Source organism: Hoeflea sp. EC-HK425, from assembly GCF_902498795.1.
In the GTDB taxonomy this organism is placed as follows: domain Bacteria; phylum Pseudomonadota; class Alphaproteobacteria; order Rhizobiales; family Rhizobiaceae; genus Hoeflea; species Hoeflea alexandrii.
The window spans coordinates 12,457-34,031 of record NZ_LR701553.1 but is presented as its reverse complement, the minus strand read 5'-3'; the positions used below and the strand labels follow the sequence as shown (position 1 = coordinate 34,031).

The window sequence follows — 21,575 nt, the reverse complement described above, 5'->3', positions numbered from 1 at the left end:
TCAACGACGGGCGCAATCCTCTTCAACCCGCCGGTGCAGAAGCCGCGCCAGCAGATCGGCATGGCTGTCTTCGTCGAACGTGAACTTGCGTGTCAGACCAACCGCCCCGGCCATGTAATCCGACTTTAGATCGAGCGCAGCAAGGCTGCCGCGCGCAATTTCCCGCGCCACGACGCCGCGCGAGATGAACCAGAGCATCTCAGAACCTTCGAGAAGCGTTTGCGCCGCCGGCAGGGCCACCGTCTCGAACACCGGTGTGAGATCGGATAACCCCATCGCGGCAAGGTATTGATCCACGCTCTGACGAATGATCGCACCGGGGTTGGGCAGGATGAGGGGATAGCGTAGCAGAGCGTCGGTCACCGGCAGATCCAGCGCTGGATGTCCGGCGCGCGCCACCAGCAAGATCGGCTCGTCATAGAGATACTCGAAAGACAGGCCTGCCATGTCGGCTGCCCGTGGCATGCGCCCGACCATAAGGTCAATCTTGCCGCCGCGCAGTCGTTCGAGCAGGTAGTGGTTCGGCCCAGTGATTATACCGATCCGCGCATCCGGGCGCGCCTGCGAGAATGCAAGAGCGACCGAGGGGAAGAACCCACCGGCCACGGTCGGCAGCAACCCAACCTTCACCAGCCCCGCCGCCACCTGCCCCGACAGGTCGCGCACCCCTGCCTCGAGGCTTTGCAACGCGGCGCGGGCATGAGCACGAAAATTCTCTCCTGCCGGGGTTAAGACGGCCCGCCGCCCTGTACGCTCGAAGAGATGCGCGCCAAGCAGCCCCTCCAGTTCCGAGATCGTTTTTGACAGTGCCGGCTGCGACACGTTCCGTTGCCGCGCCGCAGCAGAGATTGTTCCGGCTTGAGCAACGGTCAGGAAAGCTTCGAGATGGCGCAGTTTCAGACCATTAGGTATATCCATTTGGTTATAGTTTTTGGCCAAGATCATATTTTTGTAAAGGGAAAAGTTATGCCAAATTATCGGCAGGAGGATACCATGCAGGCATTGAAACGCGATTGGGGCACCACGCATCTGCGCGCCACTGACGGCGAAGGTGTCGCGCTTGTCTTCATCAATTCGCTCGGCACAGACCTGCGGATGTGGGACGATGTCGTCGCGCTTCTACCCGCGGGCTGGTCGAACTTGCGCATGGACAAGCGCGGTCACGGGCTGAGCAGTACCGCGCCGCAGGGATATGGCATTCCAGAGCTGGCCGAGGACGTGCTGGCCGCGATGGACCATATCGGTCTCGCTCAGGCGGTGATCGTCGGTTGCTCCATCGGCGGCCTGATCGCGCAGCACATCGCGCTCATGGCGCCGGATAGGGTGATCGGCTTGGTGCTTTCGAATACCGCCCCAATGCTGGGAAATGCGGATAGCTGGCTGAGTCGGATCGAGGGTGTACGCACTAATGGCATGGCGGCAATGGCAGACGGCATCCTACAGCGGTGGTTCGGCCCCGATATGCTTGCGACTCTTGAAACCGATCTGTGGCGGGCGCTGCTCACCCGGACAGATACGGAAGGCTATATAGCCACTTGCGCGGCGATCGCCGGCACCGACATCACCGACCGCCTTCGCGAGATCACCCAGCCCGCGCTGGTGATCGGCGGCTATCACGATCAGGCGACGCCGCCGGACGTGGTCGAAAAGCTCGCCGCCGCCCTGCCCCGCTCCGATTTAGTCATGTTCGACCGCTCCGGCCATCTTCCTGCGGTAGAGCAGCCAAAGGTATTTGCCCACACCCTGATGAATTTCGTGGAAAGGATCATCCCATGACAGAGACGTTCGACAAAGGCATGCAAGTGCGCCGCGAGGTGCTGGGCGAGGCCCATGTGGACCGGGCAGAGGCAGGCAAGACCGAATTCGACTTGCCGTTTCAGTCGTTGATCACCGAAAGCGCATGGGGAACTGTTTGGGCGTCGGAGCGGATCACCCGACGCGAACGCTCGATGTTGACCCTCGCACTGCTGGCCGCGACAGGAAATTTCGAGGAAATTCCAATGCATATCCGGGCTACCGCCAATACCGGTGCCTCGAAAGCGGATGTCGCCGAGGCGCTGCAACACGTCGCGATCTATGCTGGCGTGCCGAAAGCCAACCACGCGCTAAAGCTGGCCAAGCAGACTTATGCGGAAATGGAGGAAAGTATCTAATGACTGACCATGGACCACTGATTCCGCGCAACCGCGCGATCCACCCCGAGCCCTATGATCCTGGCTACAAAACGAGCGTCGCGCGCTCGCCCTTCCTGCCGTTGCTTTCGATGGAGAGCACTCCCTCGGAAGAGACTGGTCCGAGATTCGGCCACACGAAGCTCGGCGCGCTCGACAACAACCTGATCTTGAACTGGACAAAGGGTGCTGCTCCCGCCGTGGGCGAACGCATCCTGGTGCATGGCCGCTTGCTGGACGAGATGAACCGCCCGATACCGAACGCGCTAATAGAGATCTGGCAGGCTAATGCGGGTGGGCGCTACCGGCACAAGAAAGACACCTATTTCGCACCGCTCGACCCAAATTTCGGCGGCTGCGGTCGGACCATCACGGATGAAAACGGATACTACGAATTCTTGACCATTCGTCCAGGGGCTTACCCCTGGCCTAACCGTGCCAATGACTGGCGTCCGATGCACATCCACTTTTCGATATTTGGCCACAGCTTCGGCCAAAGGTTAATCTCGCAGATGTATTTCGAGGGCGATCCGCTCATCAATCACTGCCCGATCGCCGCGACCATCAAGGATCGCAGCCAGCTCGACCGGCTGGTCGCGCCGCTCGATTTCTCGAAATCGCGCCCACTCGATTTTCTCGCCTATAAATTTGACATTGTTTTGCGGGGTCGCCGTCAGACCATGTTTGAAAACAAGCTGGAGGGCATGTGAAATGGTTCAGAAACTTGAAACACTGATCGAAAGCGCCTCGCAAACGGCGGGCCCTTATGTCCATATCGGCCTGATGCCTACCTATGCGGGAAACGCAGGATACTATGACGAAGAGATTGGCACCACGCCTTTTCTGGATGAAAGCAAGGCCAAGGGTGAGATCGTTGAGATCGTTGGCTCCGTATTTGACGGCACCGGCTGGGCGATGCGAGATGCGTTGATCGAGAGCTGGCAATGCGATGCTGGGGGCGTGTTTCCGGGCGATAAAAGCGCCGATCCGGCCTTTACAGGCCATTGCCGCTTTGCGGCCGACGCGGAAAGCGGCGAGTTTACCTTGCGCACAGTCAAACCTGGCTCTTACCAGGGGCGCGGTGGAGTCGAGAGCGCGCCTCATATTTCCCTTTGGGTCGTCGCACGTGGGATTAACGTAGGTCTCAATACCCGGATCTATTTCGAAGACGAGGACAACGCCAATGACCCGTTGCTGATCCGAATCGAACAGCGACCACGGGTGAATACCCTGATCGCCAAGAAAACCGGCGACGGCAAGTACCGCTTCGACATTCGACTACAGGGCGAGGGCGAGACGGTTTTCCTCGACATCTGACCAGATCGGGAAAAGCGGAATCATATAGATTGGTCATCCCGCGCTTTCGGCGCACCATAAGGAGCTCGCTATGAGCGCTTCAGTGTTTGAGAGTCCGTGGCTATCCGGTCTGTTCGGCGATGACGCTATGGCAGCGATCCTCTCTCCGGAACGGCATCTTCAGCACATGCTCGCCTTCGAGGCGGCATGGTCGCGGGCCTGTGGCCGGGCAGGACTGATTGACGCAACTCTGGCCGAGACAGCTGCACAAGCAATCGAAGTTGCCAAACCCGATCTAACCGATCTTACCAAAGGTACGGCGCAGGATGGTCTGCCGGTGCCGAGTCTGGTCAAACAGCTTAAGGCTATCGCACCTGAAGAAGCCGTCCACATGGGCGCTACTTCTCAGGATGTGGTCGACACCACGACAGTCCTGGTTCTGCGAGAGGCTTCATTGCTCATCACCAACAGATTGATTGAATTGGAGAAATTCCTCAAGGAGCTAGAAGAGCGGTTCGGGGATGAACCGTTAATGGGGCGCACAAGAATGCAGGCCGCCACGGTGATCAAGGTACGTGATCGGGTTCTACCCTGGCGCCTGCCTTTGGCCGAGCATCGGGTGCGGCTGGATCAAATCCGTCCCCGTATCGAGCGGGTACAGATTGGCGGGGCCTCCGGCGACCGCAAGGCTCTCCGAAATAAGGCGGATGAAGTTGTCGCCGATGTCGCCAACCAGCTCGATCTTGCGCCGACTAAAAAGGCCTGGCACACGATGCGTGACGGGATTGTGGAATATGCGTCTCTGCTTTCAATGATTTCTGGCACTCTAGGCAAGATTGGGCAGGACATCGCCCTCATGGCGCAGCAAGGCATCGGTGCGATCGCGATTTCAGGAGGTGGTACCTCGTCCGCCATGCCTCACAAGAACAACCCGATTGCTGCCGAGCTCTTGGTGACGTTGGCACGGTTCAATTCGGTACAGGTCTCGGCTATGCATCATGCCTTGATCCATGAACAGGAACGGTCGGGTGCAGCCTGGGCTTTGGAGTGGATGGTCCTCCCCCAAATGCTGATGGCAACCGCGAGGGGGTTGGGTGCATGCTGCTCGCTCAGTCAATCAATAACAAGAATTGGTGAAGCGGATACAAAAATTTAACAACTATCTTGTTTGATGGCCGTGTTCCTTCGCAGGTCACAAACTTTGTTTGTTCCGATGGAGATTTGCAGCCGGGTATACGTCGTCCGGTCCATGCGAAGCTGGTTGCCGTCTATGGATTGACCACTCAAAGCCCCAACAGTTTCGGCAGGTCAGCCATATCGGTTAGCCGTCGCGCACCGAAGACGTTCTCTGGATTCAAAGCTGTCTTCGGGAGGTAGGCAAAACAGGTCATCGCAGCGTTGGAGGCCGCCTCGAATCCGCTCATGCTATCTTCGACTACCACGCAATCCTCTGGCGCAACGCCATTCATTTCGGCCGCATGCAAAAACACATCGGGCGCGGGTTTGCTGGCGCCGACATCATAAGCCGAAAACATATTTCCTTCGAACCAGGGAAGCAGACCCGACCGTTCCAGTGTGACACGCATCTTTGCCAGAAGCCCATTTGAGGCTACGCAGAGCGGAATGCCAGCCGACGAAATCAACGTCACCGCCTCACGGGCGCCCGGGATCGGCTGGACCTCCTTTCCGAGGGCTTCGAGAACTCTGTCGTAGAAGTCGTGTGGCCATTTCGCAGGAAGGCGCAATCCCCTTTCGCTCACATAACGTTCGACATCATGTCTGCTCTTGCCGACGAACAAGCCGTGGCATTCAACGAGTGACAAGCTTGCGCCAGTAGAAAGCAAATAAGCGTGCAGCACGCGATTGAAGGTCGGCTCGGAGTCTACGAGCACACCGTCACAGTCAAAAATCACGAGTTTCGGTGCGCGTCGCGAAATTGGCAAATCCAGTTCCCGTCCTCCTTGTTTGAGAATAATCGCCCAAACTGCTTGGACGATTTCATGCTATAAGCCGCGCTACACCCGGTGTCACCCACCTCCAAACGTTCTGCCATGCGCCGTCGCGAGGTCACTAATTGGTGACTCTCCTTCGCTTGAGCCGGCTGTCCCCAGGCCTTTTTTTGAGGAAGGCAACTGAAGGAGGCCCTACATAAGTCTGACGTGAGATCCGAGAAGAGTATTCACTTGGTCTTCTCTTGAGTTTGAGATCAAGAAATGGCCGATACGCATCGAATTGTCGAGCCGACTCGGAACGCAGAAAGCCTGTTTCAAACTGGGCCCCGACGCCGAGACCGACTCGCGTTCAGGCGAGGTTGGCTTCGGCAAATTCGTAATTCGCCAGGTTGTCGAGGAAGTTGGTCACATAGTCGGGCCGCCGGTTGCGGAAGTCGACGTAGTAGCTGTGTTCCCAGACATCGAGGCCCAGCAGCGTCGTGCCCTCTCCTGTAGCCAGCGGGTTCACGCCGTTCGGTGTTTTGGTGACGGCCAATGTGCCATCAGATTTCTGGATCAGCCACGCCCAGCCGGAGCCGAACTGACCGTTGGCTGCGGTCTTGAAATCGGCCTTGAATTGCTCGACCGAACCGAAGGCATCGACAATCTTGCCTTCGAGTTTACCCGGGATGCCGCCACCCGCACGCGAAAGTGCGTTCCAGAAATGAATGTGGTTCCAGTGCTGGCCCGCATTGTTGAACACGGGCGCACGATCGGCATCGCCATAGGTGAGCGCGATGATTTCTTCCAACGTCTTGCCTTGCAGGTCGGCGTTCGCGTCCACAAAGCCATTGAGCGCGGTGACGTAGGCTTGATGGTGCTTGTCGTGATGCAATTCCAACGTTTCCTGGCTCATCCCCCGCGCGGCAAGGGCTGCGTGGTCGTAGGTTAGGGCGGGCAATTCAAAGGCCATCATGTCTCTCCTTATCGGGTCCGGCTTGCGTCATGGTACGTGAGCGGGTAATTAAACAAGTGAAGACTTTGAAAAACAATCCGGCCAATATGTCAAGCGATCATTTGGAAAAATACCCGGATGCACCACGTGCACCGTCGGAGCGCATCCTGATGACCCTGAAGATGCAGGGCGCGTTGACCTCGTCGCAGATCGGCGAACGGCTTGGGATTACCGGTGAGGGCGCGCGCCAGCAGCTCATGAAGCTCTCGAATGACGGGCTGGTCCGCGAAGAGCGGCGCAGTGCGAGCCGAGGCCGTCCATCGACCTACTGGCACCTGTCCGAAAAGGGGCAGGCACGGTTTCCGAATACCCACGCCGGGCTAACCGTTGAAATCCTGAGCAGCATTCAGGACGAGTTGGGTGCGGAGGCCCTGGATCGGGTTATCTCGGCCAGAGAGACCAGGACACGGGCACAATACGAAGCCGCCATGGTGGGATGCGGCAGCCTGAAGGAGCGCGTCGCCAGACTGGCTGAACTGCGCTCTGACGAAGGCTATATGGCGAGTTTCGAGGATGCCGGTGACGGGACGTTCCTATTTGTCGAAAACCACTGTCCGATCTGCGCTGCCGCGCGTTTCTGTCAAGGTTTCTGCCGGTCGGAACAAGCGGTTTTTGAGCAGGTTCTGGGCCCTGGTACCGCCATCGAGCGGGTCGAGCATATCGTGAGTGGTGGCCGCCGTTGCACCTACCGGATCGGGAAGGTGGCCGCTGGCGCAGCCTGACCGGCGCCGACACCCTATTCAGCGGGGATCTGCGCCTCCTTTCGAGGTACAGAAAGCATCGCCAGAGCAAAAGCGATCACGGAACAGGCTGCGATGGCCACGATCATCGGAATGGGCGTGCCGTCAAAGAATGCGCCCGCAATCCCGATCATGACCGTCGCCGTCATGAATTGCAGCGCACCCATCAGCGCCGACGCCGTTCCGGCTTTTTCTCCATGATCTTCCAAAGCGAGCACCGCCGTGCCCGGCACGACGAGACCCAGAAACGCATAGCCGCATAGAAGCAGGACAATCATCACCGGCAGCGTTGCGATCCCGGCCAGCTCCGTGATCAGCAGCAGCAGCATGACAGCCACATTCGCCGCCGTCGCAAACCGGATCATCGGCCCCAGCCCGAAGCGTCGGCTCAGATACCCGTTGAGTTGGGCGACGCCGATAAACCCTGCGGCGTTGATCGAAAAGGCGAGGCTGTATTGCGTCGGGCTCAGTCCATAGTACTCGATCAGGATAAAGGACGAGTTCGCCACATAGGCCATGAAGCTGGCCAACCCGAACGCGCCAACAAAGACGATGCCGAGAAACCTCGGTTCGCGCAGAAGGCTTGCGTAGTCCCGGAGCGAGCGTGCAAGGCTGCTGTCGCCGCGCTGCTCGGGGGGGCGGGTCTCCTTGAGCGCGGTGGTCAGAAGCACAAGCGCCGCGATGGCCGCCGCCGCCATCGACCAGAAGATCGTGCGCCAACCACCTGCGGCGAGCGCAGCGCTTCCCGCCAGCGGAGCGAGGACCGGCGCAATACTGACCACCAGCATTAGCGTGGCCATGAGCTGCGCGGCCTGAGGGCCGGTATAGAGATCTCGAATGACGGCACGCGCGATCACCATTCCCGCTGCTGCGCCCAGCCCCTGAAGCGCACGCGCGGCGATCAGCCATTGAATGTCCGGGGCCAGCGCGGAACCGACCGCCCCCAGCAGATAGAGTGTCAGACCGATGAATAGCGGCAGCCTGCGGCCGAACATGTCCGAAAGCGGGCCATAGATGAGCTGAGCCAGTGACATGGAGACAAAGAACGAAAGAAGGCTTAGCTGAACGGTCGCCGTGTCGGTGTCAAAGACATCCTCGATGACTGGAAGCGCGGGCAGATACATGTTGATCGCCAGCGGGCCGACCGCGGTCAGCAGGCCCAGGACGAGGGCCGTGAGATAGAAACTGCGCATGAAAGGAACCTTTCCAGGGCGGCCCGTTCGTTTGGGGCGATCGACATATGTGTTGACCCGAGGACTGGCTCATCCGGTGTGTCGACCGTGACAAACCTGACAGGTCATTGAAGGCAGGGGCCCGGACCCTAGGAAACCAGGGGAATATCCTCTCCCTTATGGTCAAACGCCTCACGCGCCTGGCGGATCTGGTCATGGCTTCGGTCGGCCCAGACAATCAGCCCGGCCAGAGGTTCGAGCGCGGACCGGCCAAGATCCGTCAGGCGATAATCGACCATCGGAGGTGTCGTCGGGTAGACGGTCCGTTCAACCAGGCCGTCGCGCTGCAGCGAGCGCAGCGTCTGGGTCAGCATCCGCTTGGAGATGTCACCGACAACCCTGTTCAATGCGCTGAACCTCTTTGGCTCACGAGCGAGCAGCGTCAGGATCAGAACCGACCATTTGTCTCCGATACGGTCCAGCACATCGCGGACCGGACAACTTGCCGTATCAATGCCACCTTCCGGACTGGTCTCGAAATGCCTGATGAGGTCATCGAGCACATCAGCAGGGTTACTTTTGTGTTCCCTGGTCATTTGCATCTGCCTTCTTCCAATGCTGAGAAACAGTAGGTAACTGAAAGAGACCATACCTCATATGTATACCAGAATCAAAGCAAAGGACACGTCATGGCGGATCAGACGGCAAAATACCTCGTCACAGGTGCATCGGGCCAACTCGGCGCGCTAGTCGTTGCCGAACTGGTCGGCAAGGTTCCGGCCAAGAACGTCGTGGCCCTTGTGCGCAGACCCGACGCGGCCGCCGCTCTGGAAGCGCACGGCGTTGAAGTGCGCATCGGCGACTACGACGACCGCGCATCGCTCGAGCAGGCCTTTCAGGGCATCGACCGGATGCTCCTGATCTCCGCTTCCGAAATGGGCAGACGTGCCGAGCAACACAAGAATGCGGTTGATGCCGCTGTGGCTGCCGGTGTTGGCTTTCTTGCCTATACCTCGGTTCTCAGGGCCGAGACGAACAGCATCGGACTTGCCGCCGACCACCGCGAAACCGAAGCGGCGATCAAGGCCTCCGGCCTGCCTCACGCCTTCCTGCGCCATGGCTGGTATACCGAGAACCAGACCGCTTCGATCCCGCCCGCGCTCGAACATGGAGCCTATCTCGGCGCGGCTGGCGACGGGTTGTTCTCAAGTGCGACCCGTCAAGACTATGCAGAAGGCGACGTTGCCGTTTTGGCCGCCGATACCCTTCAGTCCGGGGCGATCTACGAGTTGGCCGGGGACGAAAGCTACACGATGGCCGAGTTTGTCGAGGTGATCTCTTCGGCGGCCGGTAAGCCCGTCGCCTATGTTGATATGAGCGAGGCAGAATTTGCTGGCGCTTTGGAAAGCGCCGGCCTGCCCGCCCCGATTGCCGCGCTCCTTGCTGACAGCGACGCCAATGCAGCCAAGGGTGCGTTGAAGGATGAAAGCCACACGCTTCAAAAGTTGATCGGGCGCCCGACAACCCCCTGGGCCGAAACGGTCCGCGCCGCTGTGAAGGCACTTTGAACGAATAACTCGAACAAGCATCGGGCCTTGCCTGACTGCTACAAGCAACAGGAGCGCTCAATTTGGCTGAGACTATTGATTTGGCAAAAGCCCGCTATCCCGATTTAGGTCACCGCCGTGTGGTCATTGCCGGAGGAACCGGAGATGTTGGCGAGGGGATAATTCGCGCATGGGTGAAATCTGGTGCGCATGTCGTCGTTCCGTCCAGAACCGATCGCAAGATTGATGAGCTGCGAGGAATCCTTTCGGATCTCGAAGGTCCGGGAAGGGTGGATTTTGTATCCGGCGACTCCGCCAGCTTCGAAGACGCTGAGGAGATGGCCAAGCGCATCATCAGTGAATTCGGCCCGGTTACGGATATCGTTGCATCGATCGGCGGATGGTGGCAGAAAAACCCCCTGTGGGAAATCTCGGACGAAGACTGGCAGAGCTTCTTTGTCAGCGTAAGTAGCGCCCATGTTGCGACGGTTCGCGCTTGGGTTCCCCATCTGCCGCAATCTGGAACCTACCAGTTGATCCTCGGGGGAAGCGCCCAGATGCCGGTGCCCGGCGCGTCGATTATCAACATGCAGCAGGCGGCGCTTTTAATGATGCGCAAGGTGCTGACCGCTGAACTTGGTGACCGGCTTCGCGTCGCGTCGCAGGTCCTTGGCCCAGTGGTTACACGTGCACGCGAACACGTTGATCCGAACTGGGTTGCGAATGGGGAAGTTGGGCTGGTTTCCGCCGCAATCGCTGCCGATCCGGCAGTGACCGGCGTCGATTTCGTTTCCTACGACAAGAGCCAGATGTTGGAGACCCTGGTCGCGCTGAAAGTCTACCCCGGGTGAAAGGCCTACGGATCAAAGTTGACAAAATGCCGACCTGGCAAACCACATAGAAATTGATAGTCCCGCTCGCGAGTAAATTAAGGAAGACGGCAATGAAAGCAATCAAATTCAATGAGTTCGGCGGACCTGAAGTCCTTGAACTGGTCGAAGTTGACGAACCCCATGCCGGGCCCGGCCAGGTGCGGATTGCGGTCCGCGCAGCCGGGGTAAATCCGGCGGAGTGGAAGATCCGGGCCGGGTATTTCAAGGATTTCATGCCCGTTGAGTTTCCCGCTGGCGTGGGGTTCGAAGCCTCCGGAATGGTCGATGAGGTTGGTGAAGGCGTGAGCGGCGTGGCCGTGGGCGATGCCGTTTTTGGTGCAGGTATCGGCACATTCGCGGACTATGCAGTGCTGAACTACTGGACGGCCAAACCTGATGCGATGCCCTTTGACGTGGCTGGAGGGATGACAGTCGCTTCGGAGTCCGCCATTCGCAGCCTCGACTATGTCGGAGCCAAGGCGGGCGAGACGATCCTGATTTCCGGCGCGGCTGGCGGCGTCGGTTCGGTCGCGGTCCAGTTCGCTAAGGCGCGCGGGATCACCGTCATCGGCACAGCCAGCGCAGCCAAGCATGACTATCTGAGCGGTCTCGGAGCAACGCCGACCACCTACGAACCCGGGCTCGCCGACCGGCTGAAGACCCTTGCGCCAGAAGGGATCGACGCGACCCTCGACCTGGTCGGCGCGGGCAACATTCCCGAACTGATCCAAATCACCGGCGAGGCGTCGCGGGTTATCTCAATCGTCGATTTCTCCGCCCCCGAATATGGTGCCCAATTCTCGCCCACCCCGCAGGCACAGCCGGAACAGGCGCTACAGGAGGCAGCGCGGCTCTACTCCGAGGGCGCGTTGGATCTACGCATCGAAAGAACCTTCTCCCTGGATCAGGTCGGCCCAGCCCATGAACTCAGCGCTGAGGGCCGTGTAACCGGCAAGCTCATTATTGCGATAAGCTGAGCCGGACCCTGGAACAATCGAGCGAACCGCAATGGAAATCGGGCTTTTTACCTTTGGCGATATAGGTCCCAACCCGGTTACCGGGCAGGTCGTTGGCGCGCCCGAACGCCTGCGCAACATCGTCGAAGAGATCACTCTGGCCGATCAGGTCGGGGTTGATGTCTACGGACTCGGCGAACATCACCGGGACGATTACGCCGTCTCCTCTATCGCGGTTGCCCTCGCCGCCGCGGCGACACAGACAAAGCGCATCCGCTTTACCAGCACGGTCTCGGTGCTCAGTTCCGATGACCCGGTGCGGGTGTTTCAGCAATTCGCCACGCTGGATGGTCTGAGCGATGGTCGCGCCGAAATCATCGCCGGGCGGGGGGCGTTCTCTGAATCCTTCCCACTCTTTGGCTATGACATGTACGACTACGATGATCTGTTCATCGAAAAGCTGCACATGCTGTTGGAGATCAACAAGGCCGAGCACGCAAACTGGCCGGGGAGCGCCCACACCCAGCCTCTCGATGGGCTCGGTGTTTATCCGCGGCCGGTTCAGCTGCAACTGCCGATCTGGCTGGGGGTTGGCGGCACGCCGCAATCGGCCATGCGGGCCGGCACCATGGGACTGCCGATGGCGATGGCATTGATTCTGGGCGGCGAATGGAAGCGTGTCGCGCCGATGTTCCAGCTTTATCACCAGGCCGGGCATGAGGCGGGCCATAGGGCACTGCGCCTGAAGACATCGCTGACAGCCCATGGTTTTGTGCATAACAGCATGAAATCCGCGCTGGACATCTACTATCCAGCGCATTCGGCGAAGATGGGAAAACTCGGCCGCGAACGCGGCATGCCCATGCAGAGCCGCGAGATGTTCGAGAAGTTTTCCGGTCCCAATGGCGGCTATTTTACCGGTGGCCCCTCGCAATTGGCCGAGAAAATTCTCGCCGCACATGAGGTCTTGCGTTTTGACCGGATCCTGCTTCAATTCGGTGTGGGCGTTATCGACCACCGATCCATGCTGGAGGCCATCGAGATTCTCGGCGCAAACGTCATTCCGGAAATACGCCGGGGGCTCGCGAAGGTGGCCGGTTAGGCCTTCGGATTTGGCAGTCAGGCCCGGGGTTCGTTCCAGGGAACACCTTTTTATACAAGTGCGCACCACACTCTGTATCGGCCCTGCCCGGTGATTTCGCGGATGAGTCCCATCTGAGCCATATCATTGAGATTGCGTTGAAGGGCCGCCCGGCTGGCCCCGGTTATTTCTTCTGCCATCGGCGCGGAAACCAGCGGCCATTCGGAGAGAACTTCAACCATTCGCTTCGGCGTGCGTCCCGATCGGCCTTTCAGCGCGTGCGACGCCCTGCCTTGCCACGCCTCAAGCTGATCGAGATGTCGCAGCGTAGCCAGTATCGCCGCCTCTGCCCCCTTCAAAAACCGCCGAAGCCGCTCCGCCGGATTTCCGACGCGACGGAGCCCAGACAGCCCGCCACCCGCCAGCGGCAGGAACACCGCCCCGCCCGTCAACCCGTCGGTGGCGATCCTCGCAGAAAGTACTGCTGCCTCCATCTCTGCGCCTGGCACATGAGCCAGCAGGCCGGTTGGCCCCCACAGGTATTGCCCAAATGCGGCACGACTGATCGGATGCAGGTCCCCGGCCCGGTTCATTTCTTCGCACCATGCGGCCAACTGGTCGCCGATCGGCTCACCGGAAGGATGAAGAATATGATCCACCTCAGCGGGTTCCTGGCGACCCAGGAAGTCCATGACACTCTCAGCCGACGTCACGTCGGGCATTGGCCCGGCCGTCAGTCGGCGGCAGGCCCAATCGGCCCGCGCGAGTGCCTGGTTGTCTTCCTGGACGCCACTGAGCCGCATGGCCCGCCAAAGTGACAGGCGCTCCGCCGAGATCCGTTCGGTCCCAAGCCAGCTCACGCCAGATGCTTCGATCAGCGCGAGCCGGTGCCGCCAGCCCTCTGGGGCCCGGCGCAATCTTTCGTCGAGGGCCCCAAGCTTCGCCGCGACCTTAGCCAATGATACGGCAAGACTGGCCTCCGCCTCACGCCATGCGTCAACATCAATGAGCCTGGAGTGATCTGCCCGGGGGAGCGGAGGCGCGAGGTCGTCAGCTTCCCCACTAAAACTGGCAGGCATGAACCAGAGGTCGTCATCTTGAATTGGCTCCGGATCGTAGATTCCGCACTCGGACTCTTCGCTACCGGCTTCTAAAATATAGGGATGACGCTGCATAATGAGCAAAATAGGAACATATTCGGGTCTGATGCCGGAGGGGGCAGGATCCTACGTTAAGGGCTGATTTGGCGTTCTGTCCGTTGCAACGTCCTGTATACAGTTGGCCTCGAAACTGAGAAGAGTTCGGCAAGATCGCTGATGGAGTATACCTCAATAGCAGGACGTTCCTGCAACCATGCCTTTGCGCTCTCGACGCTACGATCGTCCAGAACATCGACGACTGTTCGGCGTTCGAGATCGACCATGATGGTGCCGTAGTGCGAGGACTGCCGCCAGCTCCAATCATCAATGCCAACAACTCGAATATCATTATCTTGCCTTGAGGCACCAACGTTGCGCTTCAATTGCCGCAAGATCGTGTCGTCACTGATCGGCATGCCCAGCCGATGCATCAAGTTTTCGGCCGGGCGACCGCCCATCTTGTGCCCAACCAAACCTACGATCTCGGCCATCCGCATTGTTCGATGCGCATAGGGCAAAGCAATCTTGGGCAAACGATCTGTGAACGTTCGCCGCTGGCATTTCCGGTGTCTACACTGCCACCGGATCAGCGAGAGTTTGACTTTCACCACTTGACCCTGAACAGGCAAGTCCCGGAGGCAGCGGTTGTGCCAACCATGCCTGTGCCGACTTCGCATACCGCAATCCGGGCAAATGCCGATGGGTTTCGCAGCGGCGGAAACAACCCAATTTTCTTCATCCTTAAGGGTGACACCCAGAACTCTGACCCCCGGGCCGGGCGACCATTTCGATTTCGTTTGCATCACCGCAGATAGCAACTGTGACGCTAACACTCCGTTAACCACAGACTTTGAGGAAGAACCATTTAATTTGAGAATCGGACTGCCAATATTCTCAAATTTAAATGCCAAATTTGGGCCAATTCGGCGCATTCTTACAATTTAATGCCAAGCGACACCACCGGCGAGAAACGCACCATTCACCGCACCGATCGAGGTTCCGAGGATTCGGTCGTACCCGATGCCAAGATCCGACAGGGCGCGGGCAAAACCGACTTCCAGCGCCCCGTGGCCGCCGCCACCACAAAGGACAAGCGCCGTGTCGCCGCGGGTCAAAGAGACCCGGTTGGCGTCACCGTCAGGCAATGTCTCGGCGGTGTTCATGGGCATGCCCGCCTTCGTTCTGTGACCTGTGGGCGGATCTGTTCGAAAGCGCCCGCAGCAAAAACCAGCCCGCCGCCAAAACCAGGAGGAGCACGCCTCCAATTTTGACCGCAGGCTGATCTATCATCGCCAAGAGTCCGCCAAGCGAGAATGCCCCGGTGGCCAGCAACAGCCCGCCGCAGCACACAAGTTTAAGCGCGATCAGCCCCGCCAATGAGCCTTTGTCACCATCATTTTTCATTTTCGCTCCTTCGGATTGCTCAGTGATATTTCCCCTCGCGCTCTGTGATAGCGGTGATGCCCCACGCCCCAAGTCCGATTGCCGCACCAAGCCATCTCCACCCCTGGCTACCCAAGTCCACAAGGCCATATCCGTGGGCCAGCACCGCCAGCGTCATTGCCAGAAAAAACGGTCCAGTCCAGAAACAATGGCGCCGCTTGCACCGGCGGGCATTCCACAAACAGGCGCTCCCCATCCAGACCAGCGCGCCGACCCAAATCCAAGTCTTGACAGGATGCGGGACACCGATCGCCAAGATCATCGCCGCAATGGGCAAGCCCCAAGCGATCAACGCACCGGGAATTGTCGACAAGAAATCAAATTTTTCGGTCGGCTCCACGGCTTCACCCCGCACAGCAGCTGAGCTTGGCCACGTCCTTGTCGAAGGTCTGCGCGGCGAGCTTCAGCCCCTCGACCGTGGTCAGATATGGGAAGATCGTCTCGCCGAGCGCCTTGGTGGTCATGGAGAACTTGAGCGCCATGGCCAGTGTCTGGATGGTGTCCGACCCCTCCGGTGCAGCGATCTGGCCGCCCAGCAGGAGGTCGGTCTTGGCATCGGCCACCAGCTTGATCACGCCGCGGGTGTCGCGGGCCGCCGCGGCGCGCGGGACATTGTCGAGCGTGATCACGCTCGTTTTGACTTCGTGCCCGGCCGCCTTGGCCTCAGCCTCCGAAAGGCCGATGCCGGCCACCTGCGGGTCGGTGAACACGACCCAGGGCATCGCCGCATTGTCATAGCGCATCGGCTCAAGCCCTAGCGCGTTGTTGATCGCCACCTTGGCACCGTAGGCCGCCATGTAGACGAACTGATCCCGGTCCGTGACATCGCCAGCCGCCCAGACGCCTGGCCGTGTGGTAGCCATGTCTGGGCCAACCCTGACCGAGCCGCGCGCATTGGTCTCGATGCACATCTCAGACAGCCCCAGCCCGTCAGAGTTGGCTACCCGGCCGGTAGTCGCGACCAGCCGCTCGGCGGCAAGCGCTTCGGTCTTGCCATCCCGTTTGATTGTCAGGGTGACGCCGCCCGATTCCTGCGCCACCGAAACGTAGGCCAAGCCGGTCTCGACCGCGATGCCTTCGGCTTTCAGCGCGTCGGTCAGTGCCTCGGCCACCTCGGGCTCGGCGCCGGGCAACAGGCGCGAGCGGGTCACCAGCGTGACCTTCACGCCCAGCCGTGAGGCCATCTGTGCCAGTTCGCAGCCGATGTAGCCACCGCCCAGCACCATGATGCTCTCGGGGCGCGTGGGCAGGGTCAAAAGGTCGGTGGAATCCAGCACATCCACCGACTCAATGCCGTCAATATCGGGCGTGTGCGGGCGCGAGCCGGTGGCGATTAGAACGCGCGGGGCGGAAATGATCCGTCCGGCAACCGCCACGCCGCCGTCGACCAGCCGCGCCGGACCTTCCTCGATATAGGTGACATTCTCATAAGCGGGCAGCAGGTCGATGTATTTCTTGTGCCTCATCTCCTCGACCAGATCGGCGGTGCCTTTCACCACGGTTGGCCAGTCCACGGCATGTTCACATGGCGAGACGCCAGGGAATCGGGCAGCGGATGCGCCACTATGCACCGCTTCGGCGGCGCGGATCATGGCTTTGGACGGGACGCAGCCGACATTCACGCAGGTGCCGCCAATGGTGCCGTGCCCGACAAGCGCCACCCGCTTTCCGGCTTCAGCTGCAGTGATCGAAGCCGAGAACCCGGCAGAGCCCGCACCGACGACGATCAGGTCATAGCTGTCGCTGCTGGTTTCTTTGGTCGAGCAGCAATCATGTGCCTTGACGGTCTGGTCCATTTTCATTTCCTTTTTTCCTGACAACCGGCGCCGTCCTTGTGGACCGGTCAAATTTCGTTTCACACCATCGAACCGATGTCGGAGGCGTAACTGGGATAAGCGAAAATCATCGCCTTGATCTGATTTGCGGTCTGCCCGGCACCCATGGCCATGGCAAAAAGATTGATCTGCTCCTCGGCTCCTGGCCCAATCAGGTGCGCGCCGAGTATTTGCCCGCTGCCCTGTTCGACAAGGACCTTGAATCCGGTGTGTTTCGCGCCGACGCGCAGCGACGAATACCAGCCCTCGGTCTTCTCGAAATGCGTGTCGAACGTCAGACCCTGCTCCCTGGCCGCCGCTTCCGACAAGCCTACGGTGGCAACCATCGGCAGGGTGAAGACAACAGACGGGATCGGCGGGTATTTGACCTCGCGAGCGTCTTTTCCGGCCAGCAGGTTCTTGCCCGCGACGCGTCCCTCTGCCGCCGAGACCGGGGTCAGGTTCAGCCCGCTGTCGGCGCAGTCGCCGGCCGCGAAAATGGCTGGGTTGGTGGTGCGCATTGCGTCGCTCACCTTGATGCCACGGCGTGAGTATTCGACGCCGGCGGCCTCGAGGTTCAGACCGTCGATATTGGGCACGCGGCCGGTGCCATGCACAACCAGATCGCAAGTGATCGTTTCGATGCCTTCGGGACGTTCCACCGTGACAACAAACTCGTCGCCCTGTTTCTCGATCTTGGCTACCTTTGCCTTAGTGCGCAGATCGACGCCCAGCTCTTCGGTCGCCTCGACAAGCATTACGACCAGGTCGGGATCGAAAGGACCCAAGGGGCGTTCCATCATCTCCAGCACTGTGACTTCGCTTGCGCCAGAGCGTTTGGCGATATGCGCGAATTCCATGGCAATGAAGCCACCGCCGACAAAGGCGATGCGGTTCGGTCGCTCAGGCAGTTCCAGGAACTCGGTGCTGGTGGTCAGATGCTCTTCGCCCGGGATGTTCAGCGTCATCGGCCGCGCGCCGGTGGCGATGTGAAAATGCTTCGCGGTCAGGGTCTCGCCGTTCAACTCGATCGTATCGGGGCCGGTGAACCGTGCCTGCCCGTGCAAGACGTCGATCCCCGCCTTTTGCAACCCGCCTTCGATGCGTGGTGGCATAGCGTCGGTGAAGGTGCGCTTGAAGGCGATCATGTCGGGCCAGTTGACCGCAGGCTGCGCCTCCAGGCCCTTGCCTTTCATGTTTTCCGCCCACTCGACGCCCTCGGTGACCGCGATCAGCATCTTCTTGGGGTCGCAGCCGCGCAATGCGCAGGTGCCGCCATGGGGCTCGCTGTCGATGCTGACCACATTCCAGCCGGCATTCGCCGCCATCCGGGCGACGCCATTGCCGCCGGTTCCACCGCCGATCACGATAAGGTCGTAACTACTCTTCATATTCTGCTTTCCCACCTGGCTTTAGTCTTAGGTTTCATTCGGGCGGACGGCGGCCTGCGGGCGTTTTGCAAGCAGGTATACAATCGCGGCAACCGCGATCAGGGGCGTTGCCATGGAGATGAGACCGGCGAACAAGCCAAAAAATCCGAATGCGCAGCACCCCATCATCTGCGGTGCCATTGGCATCATTTCATTTGCAGAATTCATCATATGTCAGTCCTTTGACTCAATTGATGCGGGATTCACCGCGGATCGATGTCCGAAAGTTCCGTTGTAGCCTGGCCAGATTTTCGGAGCCAGATTGCATATCCAGCCACGGCCAAAGCGGCGGCGACCGAGATCCGCAAAGCAAAACGAAACTCCAGCCAAAAGAGCAGCGCTGAAAGCGCCACTGCCAGAACAATGAGAAGAGGTTTTGGGCTATGTCCGGGTTTTCCAGCCTCCAGCCAGAGAGCATACGCGATCACGCTTAGTGACGCGAAAAGCATTGGGAAGAGGGCGTAATCAAGCCAACCGACAAAGGCAGAAAGTCCCACACCAGCGACAATGACGACCAAGAAAGGCGTAAAACAACAAATCGCAGCGATGCCGCTGCCTATTAGCCCTCGTTTCATTAGCCTTTTATTTTTGGTTTCGTCTGCAGTCATGAAGGTTCCGCTTCTAATTCAGTTGAGCAACAGGACCGGCGAAGGACCAATTGCCTGATTGTGAATACCGCAACGAGGCCGAGAGCCTACGGGTGTCCGATATCGGTGGAGCCGGGCGCGACCTTGGTGTTGGGGAGGCAGCAGGTGTCGTCCTGCGCGCCATCGGCCTTTGCGGAGCGGTGCCGCCGGATCTCCCGAACCAGCAGCACTGCACCGAAGGCCGCGATCACCGTGGCAATGCCGCCGAGCCCGGTCAGCCACCCGCCTATCCCGCCGAGAATGGCGGCAAGGATGACGCCGCCACCACCGCAACAGATCACCATGATCGGAGCGGCGATGATGAAGGCCAGAAGACCCCCCATGTGTTTGTCATCCATGGCCAGCGCCCTCCTTCAATCCTCAGGAGTCGCCTGACTGAAGCACTTCGGCCGGGTAGCCGTTGGCCAGAACAGCGTCGATGATCATGTCGGGATTGGCCACTTGGTCGTCATACGCGACCACATAGATGCCGTCGCCCCAGGCGCGACCTTCCTGAAAGTCGATGATCTGCACCGAAGGCACGCCCCGCATGGCCGCCGCCACTGTGAAGGAACAGGACGGGCAGGTCAGTTCGCCGACGCCGACATTGATGCGTTGTTCGTCGGCGCTGGCGGGAACCGCCGCGAGAATTCCCAGGGCCGCGATGGCGAGTTGGATTGTTTTCATGGGTTCGGCCTTTCAGTAGGATAGGAGGTATGGGGTGAGATAGGGAAAGATCATCGCGACGGCGACGATGGCGGATGCAATCCAAAGAATGGATCGCATGAATGTTCGGTTCATGGGACGCGCACAGGTTCCATCGGAACATGATTCAGCCGGTATCGGGCGGTAGGCCTTGTAAAAGCCGTAGCCGATGAACGCGGCGCTCAGCGCGAAGGTGATCCACTTGTACTGGTAGAGTGCGCCCAGTTGGGCGATGAACACGCCGCCGACCCCGAAGCTCACCAGCACCAGCGGCAGGATGCAGCACGAGGTCATGGCCAGCGCGCCGAGCAGTCCCAGCCCGGTCGTCGCCCATGCCTTTTTGTCGGCACCCGGTGTTTCGTCGAATGCCGTCTGGCGGACTGCGGATGTGGTTTCAGTCATGTTTCGAATCGTCCTTGCCTAATTGATGACTTCAACCTAGTGTCTGTAGCTGATACAGGCTCAAGGGGGTCTTACGTGAAAACTCATCACAAACCGGTGAAGGTCATTCGCCGTTCGGATCTGTCCCGTATGACCGGATGCAATCTTGAGACGATCCGCTACTACGAGAATATCGGCGTCATGCCGGAGCCGCCGCGTACCAGCAAAAACTACCGCGCATACGATGAGCGCCATGTCGGACGCCTGCGCTTCATCATGCGGTCGCGCGAATTGGGGTTCACGCTCGAAGAGGTGCGCGATCTTCTCGCCTTGGTCGATGGTGGGGCCCAGACCTGCGGCGAGGTGCAGGGTCTCGCTAACACTCATCTCGCCTCTGTCCGCGCCAAGATTGCCGATCTCAAGCGCATCGAGCACGTCCTGTCTTCCACTGTGGCGCAATGCACCGGAGACGATGTGCCCGAATGCCCCGTCATCGATGCGCTGACGGAGGTGGCGTAAGAGGAGTCACTTCAGGAAATCCGTGCCAATCAACCAGACGGCCAGTGGCACCGGCGCCGTCGCTAGGATCACAGTAACCAAGATAGAGGGCAGTGTGAACAACCGGCTCAGCCCTGCAACCAGCAATATGCCACCGCCGCCACCAAATAAGCTATTGCCGGGCAGGTTGATCAACACGGCCAGCAGCACATAGCGATATCGCAATATCCATCGACCAATCCAGCGCGGCGCAGCCACATTGAGGTACTCTAGCCTCTCTGGACGGCTCATCACCTTCATCGCGTCTACAAAGGCGCAAGCGCGACGAAGCCCCATTGTGTCCAAAAACTTGCACGGCAATGTTGCTGCGAAGGCCCAACCCATAGCGAAGGAAATCAACAATCCCGCTACAGTCGCAGCATGCACGAAGGGCGCGATCACCGTTCCTTGCATGATGAGGAGTGCGATCCCGATTTCCACACCGGGGACAAATGGAATTGCCAGTAGCAAGGCATAGACGACGAGGGCTGCAACGCCGACCCAGACCCCTGATGACAATCCGGCATCAAGCTGTCCTTCGATAAGTTCGGTAAAACCCTTTCCAAGCAGGAAATTGAGTAGCAAGACTGCAGCAATCAATATAGACCAGTGCGGCAAATAAGTAAGCCGTGACGTCGACTTGGGCAAATACTTCTCTGCAGATTCTTGCCCTTGGCTCTTGGTATCCGACTTGAAAGTCTCGTTCATCATCGCAGCCA

The 21,575-nt window shown here is 59.5% G+C and carries 27 protein-coding genes and 1 pseudogene; 11 read left to right on the top strand and 17 right to left on the bottom strand.

What is annotated here, in order from left to right; all coding sequences use genetic code 11:
- Positions 1-939, bottom strand: coding sequence for a LysR substrate-binding domain-containing protein (locus SPHINGO391_RS01035; RefSeq protein ID WP_193217147.1), 939 nt, complete (start codon positions 937-939; stop codon positions 1-3).
- Between the two features lie 54 nt (positions 940-993).
- Between SPHINGO391_RS01035 and pcaD the strand changes: the two genes are divergently transcribed.
- The 5 genes from pcaD (at position 994) to SPHINGO391_RS01010 (ending at position 4,623) form a co-directional block, all read left to right on the top strand.
- Positions 994-1,776 carry a 3-oxoadipate enol-lactonase gene (gene pcaD, locus SPHINGO391_RS01030; protein WP_096705153.1) on the top strand — a complete coding sequence of 261 codons (783 nt, stop codon included), beginning with the start codon at positions 994-996 and terminating at the stop codon, positions 1,774-1,776.
- Positions 1,773-2,153, top strand: coding sequence for a 4-carboxymuconolactone decarboxylase (gene pcaC / locus SPHINGO391_RS01025; RefSeq protein WP_076626051.1), 381 nt, complete (start codon positions 1,773-1,775; stop codon positions 2,151-2,153). The genes pcaD and pcaC overlap by 4 nt, the downstream gene beginning before the upstream one ends.
- Positions 2,153-2,881, top strand: a complete 729-nt coding sequence (gene pcaH, locus SPHINGO391_RS01020; protein ID WP_076626050.1) for a protocatechuate 3,4-dioxygenase subunit beta — start codon at positions 2,153-2,155, stop codon at positions 2,879-2,881. Before pcaC ends, pcaH begins: the two co-directional genes overlap by 1 nt.
- A 1-nt stretch (position 2,882) precedes the next feature.
- The gene (gene pcaG, locus SPHINGO391_RS01015; RefSeq protein WP_076626049.1) at positions 2,883-3,488 is read left to right on the top strand and encodes a protocatechuate 3,4-dioxygenase subunit alpha; all 606 of its coding nucleotides are present in this window, start codon (positions 2,883-2,885) and stop codon (positions 3,486-3,488) included.
- Positions 3,489-3,558: 70 nt separating this feature from the next.
- The gene (locus SPHINGO391_RS01010) at positions 3,559-4,623 is read left to right on the top strand and encodes a 3-carboxy-cis,cis-muconate cycloisomerase (RefSeq protein ID WP_102855998.1); all 1,065 of its coding nucleotides are present in this window, start codon (positions 3,559-3,561) and stop codon (positions 4,621-4,623) included.
- 127 nt (positions 4,624-4,750) lie between these two features.
- Here the strand turns inward: SPHINGO391_RS01010 and SPHINGO391_RS01005 are convergent, their stop codons facing one another.
- The gene (locus tag SPHINGO391_RS01005) at positions 4,751-5,410 is read right to left on the bottom strand and encodes an HAD family hydrolase (protein WP_193217146.1); all 660 of its coding nucleotides are present in this window, start codon (positions 5,408-5,410) and stop codon (positions 4,751-4,753) included.
- A gap of 358 nt (positions 5,411-5,768) precedes the next feature.
- Positions 5,769-6,371 carry a superoxide dismutase gene (locus tag SPHINGO391_RS01000; protein ID WP_152007187.1) on the bottom strand — a complete coding sequence of 201 codons (603 nt, stop codon included), beginning with the start codon at positions 6,369-6,371 and terminating at the stop codon, positions 5,769-5,771.
- Positions 6,372-6,403: 32 nt separating this feature from the next.
- Here SPHINGO391_RS01000 and SPHINGO391_RS00995 point away from each other — a divergent pair, with 32 nt between their 5' ends.
- Entirely contained in the window at positions 6,404-7,135 is a 732-nt protein-coding gene (locus tag SPHINGO391_RS00995; protein ID WP_244615065.1) for a metalloregulator ArsR/SmtB family transcription factor, read from the top strand.
- Positions 7,136-7,149: 14 nt separating this feature from the next.
- Here SPHINGO391_RS00995 and SPHINGO391_RS00990 read toward each other — a convergent pair whose 3' ends face one another.
- Together SPHINGO391_RS00990 and SPHINGO391_RS00985 are read right to left on the bottom strand one after the other, a co-directional pair.
- Positions 7,150-8,346, bottom strand: a complete 1,197-nt coding sequence (locus SPHINGO391_RS00990) for a multidrug effflux MFS transporter (RefSeq protein WP_152007186.1) — start codon at positions 8,344-8,346, stop codon at positions 7,150-7,152.
- A 128-nt stretch (positions 8,347-8,474) separates the two neighbouring features.
- Entirely contained in the window at positions 8,475-8,921 is a 447-nt protein-coding gene (locus SPHINGO391_RS00985; RefSeq protein ID WP_152007185.1) for a helix-turn-helix domain-containing protein, read from the bottom strand.
- A gap of 93 nt (positions 8,922-9,014) precedes the next feature.
- On the opposite strand from SPHINGO391_RS00985, the gene SPHINGO391_RS00980 reads away from it, so the two are divergent.
- The 4 genes from SPHINGO391_RS00980 (at position 9,015) to SPHINGO391_RS00965 (ending at position 12,802) form a co-directional block, all read left to right on the top strand.
- Positions 9,015-9,893 carry an SDR family oxidoreductase gene (locus tag SPHINGO391_RS00980; protein ID WP_152007184.1) on the top strand — a complete coding sequence of 293 codons (879 nt, stop codon included), beginning with the start codon at positions 9,015-9,017 and terminating at the stop codon, positions 9,891-9,893.
- 62 nt (positions 9,894-9,955) lie between these two features.
- Positions 9,956-10,723, top strand: a complete 768-nt coding sequence (locus SPHINGO391_RS00975) for an SDR family oxidoreductase (RefSeq protein ID WP_193217145.1) — start codon at positions 9,956-9,958, stop codon at positions 10,721-10,723.
- Between the two features lie 92 nt (positions 10,724-10,815).
- Positions 10,816-11,721 carry an NADP-dependent oxidoreductase gene (locus SPHINGO391_RS00970; RefSeq protein ID WP_152007182.1) on the top strand — a complete coding sequence of 302 codons (906 nt, stop codon included), beginning with the start codon at positions 10,816-10,818 and terminating at the stop codon, positions 11,719-11,721.
- A gap of 31 nt (positions 11,722-11,752) precedes the next feature.
- Positions 11,753-12,802, top strand: coding sequence for an LLM class flavin-dependent oxidoreductase (locus tag SPHINGO391_RS00965; protein ID WP_152007181.1), 1,050 nt, complete (start codon positions 11,753-11,755; stop codon positions 12,800-12,802).
- A gap of 50 nt (positions 12,803-12,852) precedes the next feature.
- On the opposite strand, the gene SPHINGO391_RS00960 is transcribed toward SPHINGO391_RS00965, so the two are convergent.
- The 11 genes and pseudogenes from SPHINGO391_RS00960 to SPHINGO391_RS00910 all read right to left on the bottom strand — a co-directional run bounded on the left by SPHINGO391_RS00960 (position 12,853) and on the right by SPHINGO391_RS00910 (position 20,340).
- Entirely contained in the window at positions 12,853-13,956 is a 1,104-nt protein-coding gene (locus SPHINGO391_RS00960) for a helix-turn-helix domain-containing protein (RefSeq protein WP_152007215.1), read from the bottom strand.
- Positions 13,957-14,105: 149 nt separating this feature from the next.
- A pseudogene (locus tag SPHINGO391_RS00955) lies at positions 14,106-14,597 on the bottom strand (transposase); the annotation flags it as partial.
- Between the two features lie 264 nt (positions 14,598-14,861).
- Positions 14,862-15,089, bottom strand: coding sequence for a patatin-like phospholipase family protein (locus SPHINGO391_RS00950; RefSeq protein WP_193217144.1), 228 nt, complete (start codon positions 15,087-15,089; stop codon positions 14,862-14,864).
- 254 nt (positions 15,090-15,343) lie between these two features.
- Entirely contained in the window at positions 15,344-15,703 is a 360-nt protein-coding gene (locus SPHINGO391_RS00945; protein WP_152007180.1) for a hypothetical protein, read from the bottom strand.
- Between the two features lie 4 nt (positions 15,704-15,707).
- On the bottom strand, positions 15,708-17,159 hold the full coding sequence (gene merA, locus SPHINGO391_RS00940; protein WP_152007179.1) for a mercury(II) reductase: 1,452 nt from the start codon (positions 17,157-17,159) through the stop codon (positions 15,708-15,710).
- Between the two features lie 59 nt (positions 17,160-17,218).
- A complete protein-coding gene (locus SPHINGO391_RS00935) occupies positions 17,219-18,568 on the bottom strand; it encodes an NAD(P)/FAD-dependent oxidoreductase (protein WP_152007178.1) in 1,350 nt (449 codons plus the stop codon).
- 27 nt (positions 18,569-18,595) lie between these two features.
- Positions 18,596-18,778, bottom strand: a complete 183-nt coding sequence (locus SPHINGO391_RS00930; RefSeq protein ID WP_152007177.1) for a hypothetical protein — start codon at positions 18,776-18,778, stop codon at positions 18,596-18,598.
- A gap of 32 nt (positions 18,779-18,810) precedes the next feature.
- A complete protein-coding gene (gene merF / locus SPHINGO391_RS00925) occupies positions 18,811-19,215 on the bottom strand; it encodes a mercury resistance system transport protein MerF (RefSeq protein WP_152007176.1) in 405 nt (134 codons plus the stop codon).
- Between the two features lie 86 nt (positions 19,216-19,301).
- Entirely contained in the window at positions 19,302-19,592 is a 291-nt protein-coding gene (locus SPHINGO391_RS00920) for a hypothetical protein (protein WP_210385730.1), read from the bottom strand.
- A 22-nt stretch (positions 19,593-19,614) separates the two neighbouring features.
- Positions 19,615-19,920: a periplasmic mercury ion-binding protein gene (locus SPHINGO391_RS00915; protein ID WP_152007174.1), complete on the bottom strand. Its 306-nt coding sequence runs from the start codon at positions 19,918-19,920 to the stop codon at positions 19,615-19,617.
- A 12-nt stretch (positions 19,921-19,932) separates the two neighbouring features.
- Positions 19,933-20,340, bottom strand: coding sequence for a mercuric transporter MerT family protein (locus SPHINGO391_RS00910; RefSeq protein ID WP_152007173.1), 408 nt, complete (start codon positions 20,338-20,340; stop codon positions 19,933-19,935).
- A gap of 75 nt (positions 20,341-20,415) precedes the next feature.
- On the opposite strand from SPHINGO391_RS00910, the gene SPHINGO391_RS00905 reads away from it, so the two are divergent.
- Positions 20,416-20,838 carry a helix-turn-helix domain-containing protein gene (locus SPHINGO391_RS00905; protein WP_280177911.1) on the top strand — a complete coding sequence of 141 codons (423 nt, stop codon included), beginning with the start codon at positions 20,416-20,418 and terminating at the stop codon, positions 20,836-20,838.
- Positions 20,839-20,844: 6 nt separating this feature from the next.
- Here the strand turns inward: SPHINGO391_RS00905 and SPHINGO391_RS00900 are convergent, their stop codons facing one another.
- Positions 20,845-21,567, bottom strand: a complete 723-nt coding sequence (locus SPHINGO391_RS00900; RefSeq protein WP_152007172.1) for a hypothetical protein — start codon at positions 21,565-21,567, stop codon at positions 20,845-20,847.
- Positions 21,568-21,575 lie beyond the last annotated feature (8 nt).

Coding starts and splice junctions, on each gene's coding strand:
- merA (WP_152007179.1), bottom strand. CDS start 17,159: ATGGACCAGACCGTCAAGGCACATGATTGCTGCTCGACCAAAGAAACC.
- SPHINGO391_RS00900 (WP_152007172.1), bottom strand. CDS start 21,567: ATGATGAACGAGACTTTCAAGTCGGATACCAAGAGCCAAGGGCAAGAA.
- SPHINGO391_RS00995 (WP_244615065.1), top strand. CDS start 6,404: ATGGTACGTGAGCGGGTAATTAAACAAGTGAAGACTTTGAAAAACAAT.
- SPHINGO391_RS01010 (WP_102855998.1), top strand. CDS start 3,559: ATGAGCGCTTCAGTGTTTGAGAGTCCGTGGCTATCCGGTCTGTTCGGC.
- SPHINGO391_RS00990 (WP_152007186.1), bottom strand. CDS start 8,346: ATGCGCAGTTTCTATCTCACGGCCCTCGTCCTGGGCCTGCTGACCGCG.
- SPHINGO391_RS00920 (WP_210385730.1), bottom strand. CDS start 19,592: ATGGATGACAAACACATGGGGGGTCTTCTGGCCTTCATCATCGCCGCT.
- SPHINGO391_RS00985 (WP_152007185.1), bottom strand. CDS start 8,921: ATGACCAGGGAACACAAAAGTAACCCTGCTGATGTGCTCGATGACCTC.
- pcaG (WP_076626049.1), top strand. CDS start 2,883: ATGGTTCAGAAACTTGAAACACTGATCGAAAGCGCCTCGCAAACGGCG.
- pcaC (WP_076626051.1), top strand. CDS start 1,773: ATGACAGAGACGTTCGACAAAGGCATGCAAGTGCGCCGCGAGGTGCTG.
- pcaD (WP_096705153.1), top strand. CDS start 994: ATGCAGGCATTGAAACGCGATTGGGGCACCACGCATCTGCGCGCCACT.
- SPHINGO391_RS00965 (WP_152007181.1), top strand. CDS start 11,753: ATGGAAATCGGGCTTTTTACCTTTGGCGATATAGGTCCCAACCCGGTT.
- SPHINGO391_RS00930 (WP_152007177.1), bottom strand. CDS start 18,778: ATGATGAATTCTGCAAATGAAATGATGCCAATGGCACCGCAGATGATG.
- SPHINGO391_RS00910 (WP_152007173.1), bottom strand. CDS start 20,340: ATGACTGAAACCACATCCGCAGTCCGCCAGACGGCATTCGACGAAACA.
- SPHINGO391_RS00950 (WP_193217144.1), bottom strand. CDS start 15,089: ATGCCCATGAACACCGCCGAGACATTGCCTGACGGTGACGCCAACCGG.
- merF (WP_152007176.1), bottom strand. CDS start 19,215: ATGACTGCAGACGAAACCAAAAATAAAAGGCTAATGAAACGAGGGCTA.
- SPHINGO391_RS01000 (WP_152007187.1), bottom strand. CDS start 6,371: ATGGCCTTTGAATTGCCCGCCCTAACCTACGACCACGCAGCCCTTGCC.
- SPHINGO391_RS00960 (WP_152007215.1), bottom strand. CDS start 13,956: ATGCAGCGTCATCCCTATATTTTAGAAGCCGGTAGCGAAGAGTCCGAG.
- SPHINGO391_RS00980 (WP_152007184.1), top strand. CDS start 9,015: ATGGCGGATCAGACGGCAAAATACCTCGTCACAGGTGCATCGGGCCAA.
- SPHINGO391_RS00970 (WP_152007182.1), top strand. CDS start 10,816: ATGAAAGCAATCAAATTCAATGAGTTCGGCGGACCTGAAGTCCTTGAA.
- SPHINGO391_RS00935 (WP_152007178.1), bottom strand. CDS start 18,568: ATGAAGAGTAGTTACGACCTTATCGTGATCGGCGGTGGAACCGGCGGC.
- SPHINGO391_RS00915 (WP_152007174.1), bottom strand. CDS start 19,920: ATGAAAACAATCCAACTCGCCATCGCGGCCCTGGGAATTCTCGCGGCG.
- pcaH (WP_076626050.1), top strand. CDS start 2,153: ATGACTGACCATGGACCACTGATTCCGCGCAACCGCGCGATCCACCCC.